This window comes from Campylobacter concisus, assembly GCF_003049705.1.
Taxonomy (GTDB): domain Bacteria; phylum Campylobacterota; class Campylobacteria; order Campylobacterales; family Campylobacteraceae; genus Campylobacter_A; species Campylobacter_A concisus_AR.
The window spans coordinates 270,627-282,410 of record NZ_PIRF01000001.1 but is presented as its reverse complement, the minus strand read 5'-3'; the positions used below and the strand labels follow the sequence as shown (position 1 = coordinate 282,410).

Sequence of the window (11,784 nt, the reverse complement as noted above, 5' to 3'; positions counted from 1 at the left end):
CCTTCCTTTAAAAAATATATTTTATATTGCAATACCAAACTTAATCTTACAGCTCAAAATTAAATTTTAAACCAATTATATCTTTACATTTACTATCCTAAGAAGCTCAATATATTTATATAGATTTTTTAAAAAATTTATAAATTTTTACAAATTAAATCGCAACCAAAAATTCTATTATTCAAACTACTCTTAAAATCGTCGTATGTCATTTTTGACCTTTTTAGCGATAAATAGTGTCGAAATACCCATGCTAAAGCCCTTGCAAAGCTCTATCTCAAAGCCAGCTTCAACTAGCTCGTCGCAAAAACTCTTTGCGTCCAAGAAATTTTCGATCGAGCTTGGCAGATACTCATATGCCTCTTTGTTTTTTGAGATAAAGCCACCGATACTTGGCAAAATTTTACTTAGGTAAAAATCTCTTAGCGAGGTTATAAGCCCCTTTTTCTGGCGTTTTGTAAATTCAAGTACGACTACGTAGCCATTTAGAGCAAGTACTCTGTTAAACTCTCTAAGCGCAGCCTTTCGCTCAACCACGTTTCTGATGCCATAGCTTATACTTAGAATTTGAGCCTCACCGCTTGCAAGCGTAGTGTTGTCAGCGTAGGCCTCTATAAATTTAAAATTTGGAAATTTCACCCTCGCCTCTTTTAGCATGCCGCTTGAGGGATCGATGCCAGTAAGGCTTTTTATCTCAACGCCAAATTCTTTTGAAATTTCACTCCAAAGCCCCATCATATCGCCAGTGCCACAAGCCACATCTACGATATTTATGCTTTTATTTTTAAAAATTTCTAGCATATATCTGCAGGCAAATTTCCTCCAACTCACGTCCACACCAAGGCTTAACACTCTGTTTGCGACATCATAAGTAGGAGCGATCTGGTTAAACATATCAACGATTTTTTCTTGTTTTTGCATAAATTTGCCCTTTTATATGTAGTAAATTTTTAAATTTCTTGAAATTTTGCGAGTTGCTTTTATAAATTTAAGACGCTTTTTTAGTATCTCTTCTCTACTTTTATAAATTTGCTTGTAAATTTTACTCTCGAGCCTCTCTTTATCTGGCATTTCCGGAAGTCTTTTAAGGATGCCGAGCCAAACGTCATAGTCTTGAAGATTGCCAAAAATTTCTTGCATCTGCTTTAGCTTCTCTTCATACTTTTTAAGCCCCTCAAAATAGAAAATTTCACATAAAAACTCGTATGTATATCTCATCTTTTTAAGCTCTATCCTAAGATCATGAAAGCTCTCATTTGGGCAGTCTTGATTAAGGCTTTTTAGTCTTTTTTGAGCTAAAACCAAAAGCGTTCTAAGCTTAAACGAACCAAGGCGCGAAAGGCTTACATCAAAGAGTTTTGACTTATAAAATTCACCCTCGTTTAAAAATATCTCCCACTCTTTTAAAAATGCGTAATTTTCTTCGTCGCCAAGGTAGCTTTTTACATTTTCATACTCTAAATCTAGAGCCTTTTTTACAAAATAAATAGGCTCATTTGCGTGCTTTTGCTCGTTTAAAAAGCTCAAAAATACATCCAAATCTCGCTTTTTGTTTGTCGAGTTTGCAAGCATTTTAAAATTCTCACCAAAAAAAAGTGTCACTTTCTCATCAAAAACGCCACTAAAAATTTTAAGGATCGATCTAACCTTTCTTAAATTTACGCGAAGCTCATGCAAAACTTCTTCATCTTTATCTATCAAATACTGGCTTTTTAGCCTTTTTATTACTTTAAAAATACTAACGAAAAGGACTCTTAGCGCCTCGCCGCTTTTTAGATTTACAGCAAAATTTGGCAAAATTTCTTTTTCTTTTATGATCTTATAGGCTCTTTTGTAGTCGATTTGTTCATTTTCATTAGCATGGATGGCAAGAAATTTGTTTTTATATCTTTTATCGCAAGTTACGTCACTTAGGCAAAAATTTTCTAAAAACGGTGGTAGCTTGAAAAAGACGGCCTCATTTTCATCGCTAAATTCGATCTCAAATGTACAAAGTCCGTTTAGTTTATTTTTAAAAATATCGATGTTGCAAGGATTGTTATTTAGTTTAAAAGTGTATCTATCTTTTAAGATGACACTACCGATGCGGTTTTTAAGAGCCTTTTTAAACTCTGCTTTTTCACAAAATTCTTCATTTTCTTCTCTGATTAGATCTTTGCCGATCTTTACAGTTTTTATAAATTTATCCTCTTCACTTCGAAAGCGGATCTCTTCATTTTGCGTTATCTTGGTATAAAATTGAGAAATTTCAAGGTGCTTAAAAACTACTCCAGCTTCTTTTAAAAAATCTAGAATTTGAGAATTTTTGAGTAAAAATTTACGCTCTATCTCCAAACTCACATTTTTCTCCAAAATTTTTTGTTCATTTTAGCAAGTTAGTGCTTAAAACAATGAGAAAAATGCTAAATTTAGGCTTATTTTAAAAGTATTTTTATAAGAAAAAAGATGGAATTTATGTTGCTAAATAGCAACATAAATTTTATTTACAGTGTTTACAGCTTTTTACACTAGCTACGATGTTTAGACGCTCTATTATATTTCCGATCTTCTTTTCTAGTGCCTCTTGATATTTGCCAAGCTCAGCATCATCGTAGCTCACGTCCTCGACGCTTCCACAGCTTTCGCAGACAACATGAATATGTGGATATTCGTAGATGTCATATCTAGCTTTTTGATTGACGATATTTACTTCAACTACGAGACCTTCGTCTTTTAAAGTATTTAAATTTTTATAAACTGTCGCAAGAGAAACTGATGGGCTCTCTTTTAAAATTTCATCATAAAGCTCATCAATCGTTGGATGCGTGTGGCGATCAAGAATTCTTAAAACGCTAAGGCGTTGTGGCGTGACTTTTAGCCCAGATTGCTTTAATAATGATACGTATTGCATAGTGCTTTTCCTTGTTTTTATTTTGGCTTATGCTAGCAAAAATAATATTAAACGTTACTTTATTAAATGATATTAATTATTTTCTAGTAAATTTTTGGTAATCTGCTCAGCACTTATACCAAGGTACTTTTCGACCTCAGCAGTTGAACCATGTGGGATAAATTTATCTTCATACTCGAAGCTAATGACGCTTATATTTGAAATTTTATTTTCTTGTAAAAATGCACTTACTATCTCACCAATACCGCCTCTTTTAGCACTATCGCTAAAGATGTACCACTTTTTAGTGCGTTTTGCAAGATCTAATAAAAGCTCACTATCAAGCGGCTTTGCAAAGACAAGATCAACCAATATCACATCAAGCTTGCCAGTTAGTAAATTTCTGACCAAATTTGCTCTGCCAACGCCGTTGCCATAGCCTAAAAATACAATATCACTATTTGCATCAGCTAAAATTTCACCCTTACCAAACTCAAGTGGCTGAGCTTCAAACTCATCTCTTAAGATAAACGCTCCGCGTGGGTATCTAAAAGCGCTTACGCCCTTGTAAGAGTAGGCAAATTCCATAACATTTTTCATGCTCTCTTCACACCTTGGAGCAAAGAGAACCATGTTTGGCACGGCATTTAAAAAACTGATATCAAAAGCACCCTGATGCGTTTCGCCGTCCTCGCCCACAATACCAGCCCTATCCATCGCAAAAGTGATGTTTAAATTTAAAATAGAAGCGTCATGAATGACTTGATCATAGGCCCTTTGCATAAAAGTTGAGTATATCGCGACAAATGGCTTAAAACCCTCTTTTGCCATAGCTGACATCGAGGTGACTGCATGCTGCTCGGCTATCGCTACGTCCCAAAAACGATCTGGAAATTCTTGTATCAAGGCATCCATACCAGTACCTGTTGGCATCGCAGCCGTAACACCAACGATATCGCTATGCTCTCTTGCCATCTTTAAAAGATGCTCGCTAAAGATCGCCGTGGCTGACTTATTTGACTGTCTTTTAATAAATTCGCCACTTTTTAGATCAAATGGCCCAACTCCGTGCCAATTTTCGTAGCACCCCTCAGCAAATTCATACCCTTTGCCCTTTAGTGTCTGCACGTGCACAATGACTGGCTTTTTCATATTTTTAGCAGTTTCAAATGTACTAAGAAGCGCGCCTAAGTCGTGTCCATCGACAGGGCCTATGTACTCAAGCCCAAGCTCTTCAAAAAACATACCTGGAGTAATTAGCCTGATACCCTCCTCCATGCGCCTAGCCATATATGCGGCTGAATCTGGCATATAACTTAGAAATTTCTCAACCCTGCCCTTAAATTTTTGATAAAACTGTCCTGCCATCATCTGGCTTAGGTACTTGCTAAGCGCGCCTATAGGCTTGCTTATACTCATCTCGTTGTCGTTTAGGATGATGACACAAGGATATTTTCTGTCTCCCATCTCATTTAGCGCCTCGTACGCCATTCCACCACTTAGTGAGCCATCGCCTATGACAGCTACTGGGATACGATCTTCGTTTTTAAGTTTTATTGCCTTTGCAGCACCAACTGCTAAAGATATGGACGTCGAGCTATGCCCTGCTACAAAGTAGTCAAATTTACTCTCGCTTGGCTTTGTATAGCCGCTGATGCCATTAAATTTTCTAAGCGTATCAAAGCTCTCCCAGCGCCCAGTTAGTAGCTTGTGTGCGTAGCTTTGGTGGCTCACATCAAAAATAAATGGATCTTTTGTCACATCAAAAATTTTATGCATCGCCACAATGATCTCAACTGCACCGATATTTGAGCTAAGGTGACCGCCATTTTTGCTAACGGTGGCTAAAATTTTATCCCTGATGTCATGACAAAGTGCGTTTAGTTCATCAACATCTAAACTTTTAACGTCTTTATTCATTATTTACCAGCATTTTTAGTTTTTCTAGCCTTGTTTGCATAGTCGCATCGATATTGCCACCATCACTTATAATAACCACACCGCCTTTGCTTATAGCATCATCAGCGCTTATTTTGACGTGTCCATTCTTGCTAAATTGCTCTTTTATATATTCGCTATCTTCAGGATTTACACGAATTTCTATATTTTTGACATTACTTAGTTCTTTTATAAGAGAGCTTGCTAAATGATGAGCGATCTGATTTGAAGAGGTTGAAATTTCTTTATCGATTACTTCTTTTGCGATTTTTATAGCAGTTTGTCCGAGCTCTTCTTCGATCTTCTTTAAAAACTCATCGAATTTAACATACTGCTCATCCAGCTTTGCTGCTGAAGCGCTAAATCTAGCCTCAAGCTCATTTATCTTCGCTTCATTTGCCGCATTTGCTTGGGCGATACCTTCATTTTTGCCATCCTCTTTTGCACGAGAAATTTCAGCCTCAAGGCGCTTAGCAAATTCGCTCTCTTGATTTTCTATTTGCATTTGAAGTTTGATGATGTTGCTGCTTAGCTCATCTGTTTTTTTAAGCAGTTCTTCAACAAAGCTTGACTCGCCTCCTTGCTGCATTTGTGAGTTTTGAGCCTGAGAAGCAAAGTGGTTTTGCGGGCTTGCTTGCGTTTGGTGGCTAGCTTGAGGAATGAAATTTTCACCCTTTTGCCCAAAATTTTGCTCGCTTAACTCTTCACTAAGATTATTTTCTTCTATCAATACAGGAGCACTATCTGCGGCTCGCTCTCCAACTCCAAGCACCTTAAATCTGTAATTTTCTATAAAGTGAGCTGGAGAAGTCTCACTGGTTATTACGCTGCTTTTCATTCTATCATCTCATCTGCTTCGCCGACTTGGAATACACCTTGATCAGCTAGAGTTTGCACTGTCTCTACTATGCGCCTTTGGGCCTCTTCAACATCTTTTACACGCACCGCACCAAGATATTGCATCTCCTCTTTAAAAGCTTCAGCTGCACGCTGAGACATATTTGATAAAAATTTATCCTTTATGCCATCGCTTGAGCCTTTAAATGCGACCATAAGGTCTTTTTTATCGACATTTTTAAGAATTTCTCTAATCGCAGTTGCATTAAGGTTGATAATATCTTCAAAGGTAAACATAAGCTCTTTAATCGTTGTTGCAAGCTTATCATCGCTTTGTTCGATGCGTTCGATCGTGCTTTTGCTAGCTTTTTGCCCAAGTCTATTAAGCACTTCTGCTACAGCTCTTGGACCGCCAACTTCGACTTTGTATGATGTAAGACTTTCAAGCTTGCCCTCAAGCACGGTTGAAACGCGCTTAATTACCGATGGGCTAATATCGCCAAGATTTGCCATTCTAATGACAACTTCACTTCTTAGCTCATCTGAGAAAAAGCTAAGCGTTTCAGCAGCGCTCGTTGAGTCCATGTGAGCTAGTATTAGCGCGATGGTTTGAGGGTGCTCTTTTATGATAAAGTCTGCAAGCTGTTGTGGTTTTATCTTATCAAGATAGCCAAAGCTTTTTGAGTTTTCCATGCTTTTTGCAAGCTTGTCTAAAATTTTCTGAGCTGCCTCTGGACCAAATGTGCGGTACAAAATTTCTTTTGCGTACTCTAAACCGCCACTTCTCATATATTGATTTGACTGCATTAGAGCGTAAAATTCTTCTAGCACAGCACTTGCAACTTGCTTATCAATATTTTTCGCAGTTGCGATATAGCCTGAAATTTCAGTGATGACATCAACATCCATATGAGAAAATATAAGAGCAGTTGCCTCTTCGCCAAGCTGAATCAGCAAAATAGCAATCTTTTCAGGCATCGATAGATCATCATATATCATTTTTTGCTTGTCATTTAGCTTTATTGACATCAAATTTCCTTACGCATATTAAAGTCGCTGTCATTTTTTACCATATCTTGAAGTAGCATTGCTATCTCTTCATTTCTTTCTGTGATGACCGCTCTCATTTTCTCAAGTAAAACATCATATTTTAGTTCATCTTCATTAAACTCGCCACTAAGCCCTAGTTGCTCTTCGACCTTTTTGCGAGCAGCTTTAAATTTCTCAAGCGTATCTTCAGCATCTACCTCAATATCTTCAAGACCATCTTGAACTTGCTCCTCTTCTTCTTTTGTCTCTTCAAGCATCTTTTGCATAAATGGCACAATTACTTTTTTGTAGAAGATGTAGAGCAATAATGCCGCAAAAATATATTTTAGTAGCGGCATAAATGGCACTACATAGTTATTCACAAAGCCATCCATCTTCTCGCTAGTGCTTATATCTTTACCGGTTTTAAACTCAAAGTTATCTAAGCTTACTTCATCGCCTCTATTTTGGTTATAGCCGATTGATTGTTTGATTAAATTTGTGATTGATTCTCTTTGCTCTTTAGAAAGTGGAGTAAATTCCACCTCACCAGTTGGCTTGCCGTCGCTATCTTTTTTACTTTGATAAAGTCCGTCTATAACAACAGCTGCACTCACTCTATTTATGCTAGCAAACTGCCCTTTAATGCTTGTTACTTTCTTTGAAATTTCATAGTTTGTCTGCTGTGAGCTTTTGTTGTACTGCTCTTTTAAAGTGCTATCATCAAGGCCTTGAACAGGGCCAATGTTGCTAACCGCACCTGGGACGCCACCTACTTCATTTGGCGCTGAGCCTTGGCGTTTTTCTTCGATATTGCTTTCGCTTCTTACGACGTTATTTGGGTCATAAACTTCACTTTTTGTATCTTTTTTATCGAAGTCAAAGTCGATATTTACCTTTGCTACGACCTTGTCCGCACCGCCCACGATAGGAGCTAGCACATTTACGATCTTTTGCTCGTAATTATTTTCAAACTCGCGCTTATAGCGGATCTGCTGAGCTATAGCATCACTATCAAACTCACCGTCTTCATCGCCAAGTGCGACGCCATCTTGATTGACGATCTTTACATTTTCTGTGCTCAAGTTTGTAACAGAGGCAGCGACAAGGTTTTTAATACCAAAAATTTGCTTCGCATTTAAACTAACGCCTGGCTTTAGCTCAACGACGATAGAAGCGGTTGGAAGTGCTTGACGCTCAGTAAAAACGCTCTCTTTAGGGATAGCGATACGAACAGTCGCTTTTTGAATAGATGAGAGACTTTCAATCGTTCTAGCTAGTTCGCCCTCAAGCGCTCTTTGAAATTTTACTCTCTGCTCGGCATCAGTCGCACCAAATTCTTGCTTATCAAAAATTTCAAAGCCGATTTTGCTCTCTTTTGGTATTCCAAGCGTTGCAACAGCGATGCGCTCTTTATAGACATCGCTCGTTGGCACAAGGATAGTGCCTTCGTTTGCCAATTTATATTTAATTCCATCTTTATTTAGCTGATCAAGTATTAAGGCAGAATCATTTGGGCTAATGTTTTCAAAAAGAACACTATAGCCTGCAAAATTTTCATTTTTGCTTTTATAAAGTGTTAAAAACACTAAAAATGCCACGACCAAGACGATCGAGCTAGCTGCAACTATTTTTTGCTTTAATGAAAGCTTTTGATAAATTTGACTTATTTGATGAAGTAATGCTTTAAAATCCATATTCCTACTTTAAAATTTGCTTTAATTCTTCAAAAACTCTATCATTTTGCCAACTAAGGCCGATGGTGATTCTCACCGCATTTAGGGCGTAGCTTTTTAGATCTCGCAAAATTATACCCTTTTTTAGCATCTTTTCGCATATCTGGCTTGATTTTGGCTCGTTAAATTTAAATGTGATGAAATTTGTGTAGCTTGGGATAAACTCTATGCCATTTTGCTTTGCAAATTCCTCATATCTCTTCATCTGCTCGAAATTATTTTGCATGGTTTTTTGCACAAATTCATCATCATTAAGTGCTACTATCGCAGCTCTTAGGCTTGGAGTTGTGATATTGAATGGAGCTCTTAGTTTTGAGAGAGCGCCTATAATCTCTTCATTTGCCACGCCGTATCCAACGCGCATGCCACCAAGTGCGTAGGCCTTTGAGAATGTTCCAAGATAGATGGCATTTTTAAATTTCACTACCTCGCTTGGCCTTATCTCTTTTTTGCTATCTTTAAATTTTGCAAATTCATTATAGGCACAATCAAGCACAACAAGCGTATTTTCATCAATACTTTTTATAAATTTAAAGACCTCATCTGCGTCCAAACACTCACCCAAAGGATTGTTTGGCAAGCAAAGAAAGATTACTGAAATTTCATCTTTATGCGCATTATAAATTTCTAAAAACTCGCTCAAATTGTGCTCTACACTCTTTGTGCGATAAATTTTTGCTCCAGTTTGCTTTGTATAAATTTCATACATCGCAAATGTCACGCCAGCCATCAAAACGCCACTTTGCTTATTTGCCTTTGCGTGAAGTGCATACTCTATGATCTGGTCACTTCCAGAGCCGATGATTAGATTTTTGCTAGTTACGCCAAATTTCTTAGCCAGTCCCTCTTTTAGCTCAAAGTAGCTATCATCTGGATAGAGATGTGCATTTTTAGCGACCTCTTTTAGCGCCTCTTCTACGCGTTTGCTCGTGCCAAAAGGATTTTCATTGCTAGCTAGCTTTATCACATCTTTTGCCTCGATGCCAAACTCTCTAACTACAAGCTCAATCGGCTTTCCAGCCTCGTAATTAACTAAATCATCTAAAAAATCATTAAACTTCATTACTCTTCTCCGTTTAAATAACTCCCTAACCAGCTTATCTCAGCACCGCTCTCTTTTGCTAATTCAAAGGCATTTTGTACCTTCTCATCGTCGATATGCCCTTCAAAATCAAGATAAAACATTGATTTAAACTCGCGTTGTTTTATAGGGCGTGACTCAAGTTTTGTGATATTGATATTTTCATTTTTAAAGATAGAAAGCAGATCAGCAAGGCGTCCTGGACTGTGGTCAGTCTTTGCAAGGATTGAAGTTTTTGAGTTCTCAACTCTTGCATTTTTAAAATCGCTTAAAATCAAAAATCTCGTTCTATTTGCCATATTGTCTTCAATCGTCTCATAAACTATCGGCACATTATAAATCTTAGCTGCGATCTTTGAGCAAATGGCGGCTGAATTTCTATCCATTGATGCCATATATGCAGCTGCTGCGGTTGATTTGGCTGGGATAAACTCAACCTCATTTAGCAAGTGATCTTCTAAAAATTTACGGCACTGGTTGTAGCCTTGCGGATGCGAGTAAATTCGCTTTATCTCTTTTAAATTTTCATTTATGCTAACAAAGCTGTGGTGGATATCTACGTAGAGCTCTGCCACTATCTTTATATCATCAAATTTACTCAAACAATCAAGCGTAGCTCCAACAGCACCTTCAGTGTTGTTTTCGATAGGCACGACGCCATATTTTGCCTCTTTTTGAGCTAGCTTTGTAAAAACTGCCTCGATCGTAGCAAGTGGCAGGTAGGCACTCATCGCACCAAATCTACTTTGCGCCGCTTGATGTGTATAAGTGCCCTCAGGCCCTAGATAGACGATCTTTTGAGGCATCTCTAAATTTCTACTAACAGCGAAAATTTCAAGATAAATAGCCTCGATCGCAGCCTTATTTAAGGCTTTATCTTTGCTAAGGCTAGTTAAGCGGTTTATGATGGCTCGCTCGCGCTCAGGGCGATATATAGGCGTCCCAGTCGTTTGCTTTAGCTTGCCGATCTGCTCGACAAGCTTCATTCTTTCATTTAGTTTATTTAAGATGAGATCATCGATACTATCGATCTCTTTTCTAAGCTCATTTAGCTCTTGCATCAGTGCTCTCCAAAAACTCAATCTCAGGTGCCACGACGTCCTCAAAGCACTCACGTCTTCTTATCAGCCTATCTTTGCCATCAAGCACGCAAACTTCAGCGGCTCTGTTTCTTGTGTTGTAGTTTGAACTCATGCTAAATCCATAAGCTCCAGCCCCTTTAACCACGATGATGTCGCCACTTTCACACTCTGGTAGATTGATATCTTTTGCTAAAAAGTCGCCGCTTTCACAAACTGGACCGACCACATCGCAAGTGCCTAAATTTTCATCCTTGCCATCGACAAAAATTTTGTGATGCGCGCCATAAAGGCTTGGTCTTATGAGATCATTCATCGCTCCATCAGTGATGACAAATCTCTTTTTGCCGTTAAATTTCTCATATAAAACGCTTGCGACAAAGTAACCAGCATTGCCCACGATGAAACGTCCTGGCTCGCAAACGATGGTCACATCTTGACCCTTTAGTGCGCCTAAAATTCCTTGTGCGTAGTCATATAAATTTATCTCTTTTTCATCGTTATAAATGATGCCAAGTCCACCACCAACGTCAAAGAATTTGATATCAATCTCAAGTGCTCTTAGCTCTCTTAAAAGCTCACTAACGATATTTGCAGCATCGATTATCGGGCTAAGTGAAGTTAGCTGTGAGCCGATGTGAAAATGTATGCCAGTTGGCTCAAGAAAGTCCGAGTTTTTAGCGTGGATGTACATTCTTTTGGCTGTTTCAGCATCAACGCCAAATTTATTTTCATTTAGTCCTGTCGAGATATATGGGTGAGTTTTTGCATCGACACCTGGATTTACCCTAATGCTGATCCTTGCCTTTAAGTTTAGCCCTTTTGCGATCTTTTCAAGCCTTAAAAGTTCGGCAAAACTCTCGACATTTATGAGCAAAATTTCATTTTTCAAAGCCTCTTTTAACTCTTCATCGCTTTTGCCAACGCCACTAAAAATGATCTGATATCTCTTTGCACCTGCTAAAAGCGCTCTTTTTACTTCGCCAATGCTAACACAATCAAATCCAGCTCCAAGATCAGCTAGAAATTTCAAAACACTTAAATTTGAGTTTGCTTTCACCGCATAGCAAATGAGAGATTTTCTAGCAAAAAAAGCATTTTTTAGTGCTTCGTAACGGTTTTTTATGTGGTTAAAATCATAAATGTAAAGTGGGGTTTTGTATCTACTTGCAAGCTCTTTAAAATCCATAAAATAGCCTTTATTAAAATGACTTG

At 38.0% G+C, this 11,784-nt stretch carries 10 protein-coding genes; all 10 read right to left on the bottom strand.

Annotation, left to right across the window (positions count from 1 at the left end; genetic code table 11):
• Positions 1-192: 192 nt before the first annotated feature.
• Entirely contained in the window at positions 193-921 is a 729-nt protein-coding gene (ubiE, locus tag CVT05_RS01420) for a bifunctional demethylmenaquinone methyltransferase/2-methoxy-6-polyprenyl-1,4-benzoquinol methylase UbiE (RefSeq protein ID WP_107697567.1), read from the bottom strand.
• 12 nt (positions 922-933) lie between these two features.
• Complete coding sequence (locus CVT05_RS01415; protein ID WP_234400517.1) at positions 934-2,340, bottom strand: CHAD domain-containing protein; 1,407 nt, start codon at positions 2,338-2,340, stop codon at positions 934-936.
• Positions 2,341-2,479: 139 nt separating this feature from the next.
• Positions 2,480-2,890, bottom strand: coding sequence for a Fur family transcriptional regulator (locus CVT05_RS01410; protein ID WP_054197019.1), 411 nt, complete (start codon positions 2,888-2,890; stop codon positions 2,480-2,482).
• A gap of 72 nt (positions 2,891-2,962) precedes the next feature.
• Positions 2,963-4,789 carry a 1-deoxy-D-xylulose-5-phosphate synthase gene (gene dxs, locus CVT05_RS01405; RefSeq protein ID WP_107697566.1) on the bottom strand — a complete coding sequence of 609 codons (1,827 nt, stop codon included), beginning with the start codon at positions 4,787-4,789 and terminating at the stop codon, positions 2,963-2,965.
• On the bottom strand, positions 4,782-5,645 hold the full coding sequence (gene fliH / locus CVT05_RS01400) for a flagellar assembly protein FliH (RefSeq protein ID WP_107697565.1): 864 nt from the start codon (positions 5,643-5,645) through the stop codon (positions 4,782-4,784). Before fliH ends, dxs begins: the two co-directional genes overlap by 8 nt.
• Entirely contained in the window at positions 5,642-6,673 is a 1,032-nt protein-coding gene (fliG, locus tag CVT05_RS01395) for a flagellar motor switch protein FliG (RefSeq protein WP_021091747.1), read from the bottom strand. Before fliG ends, fliH begins: the two co-directional genes overlap by 4 nt.
• Positions 6,673-8,370 carry a flagellar basal-body MS-ring/collar protein FliF gene (gene fliF, locus CVT05_RS01390; protein WP_084042226.1) on the bottom strand — a complete coding sequence of 566 codons (1,698 nt, stop codon included), beginning with the start codon at positions 8,368-8,370 and terminating at the stop codon, positions 6,673-6,675. Before fliF ends, fliG begins: the two co-directional genes overlap by 1 nt.
• A gap of 4 nt (positions 8,371-8,374) precedes the next feature.
• Positions 8,375-9,472: a histidinol-phosphate transaminase gene (gene hisC, locus CVT05_RS01385; RefSeq protein ID WP_107697564.1), complete on the bottom strand. Its 1,098-nt coding sequence runs from the start codon at positions 9,470-9,472 to the stop codon at positions 8,375-8,377.
• On the bottom strand, positions 9,472-10,551 hold the full coding sequence (gene pheA, locus CVT05_RS01380; RefSeq protein WP_107697563.1) for a prephenate dehydratase: 1,080 nt from the start codon (positions 10,549-10,551) through the stop codon (positions 9,472-9,474). The genes hisC and pheA overlap by 1 nt, the downstream gene beginning before the upstream one ends.
• Entirely contained in the window at positions 10,535-11,758 is a 1,224-nt protein-coding gene (gene lysA, locus CVT05_RS01375; RefSeq protein ID WP_107697562.1) for a diaminopimelate decarboxylase, read from the bottom strand. The genes pheA and lysA overlap by 17 nt, the downstream gene beginning before the upstream one ends.
• Positions 11,759-11,784: the final 26 nt, after the last annotated feature.